The sequence below is a fragment of the Vaccinium witches'-broom phytoplasma str. VAC genome (genome assembly GCF_000309405.1).
Lineage (GTDB): Bacteria > Bacillota_I > Bacilli_A > Acholeplasmatales > Acholeplasmataceae > Phytoplasma.
This window is the reverse complement of record NZ_AKIN01000209.1, coordinates 1-524: the sequence shown is the minus strand read 5'-3', so window position 1 is coordinate 524 and position 524 is coordinate 1. Positions and strand designations below refer to the sequence as shown.

The 524-nt window shown below is 25.6% G+C and carries 1 protein-coding gene; it reads left to right on the top strand.

Annotation, left to right across the window (positions count from 1 at the left end; translation table 11 throughout):
- On the top strand, positions 1-369 hold a 369-nt coding region (locus tag RI68_RS02955), incomplete at its 5' end, for an integrase core domain-containing protein (RefSeq protein ID WP_017193747.1).
- Positions 370-524 lie beyond the last annotated feature (155 nt).

Here is a 524-nt window from a genome sequence, read left to right as displayed (position 1 = left end):
TTAAAACCTCTTAAAAAAACTTGTATTTTCCATTCCGACCAAGGCAGCCAATATACTGCTAAAAAATTTAAAACTATTTTAAAACAAAAAGGTTATCGCCAAAGTTTCTCTGATGTAGGCATTCCTTCTCAAAACGCTTGTATTGAGTCTTTTTGGGCTAATTTAAAAGGCGAAAAACTTTATTTAAGTGATTTAGAACAAATGAATGCTAAACAGATGAAAAACATGGTACACGAGTATATTCTTTTTTATAATCAAAAAAGAATAATGCAAAGTTTAAACTATTCTGCGCCGCAATTATTAATCAAACCATTAAACAATCAAAAAAACCCATCTTTTTCAAAAAAGACGGTTTTTCCTGTTTTTTAAAAAAAATATATTCATCAAACCATTAAACAATAAAAAAAACCAACAAATTTAAATTAAGAAATTTTTATTAATTCCCTTCTTTTTTCAAAAAGGAAGGTTTTTAGTGTTTTTTAAAAAAACATATAAATCTTGTTTTCAACAAAAGACCATAAAAA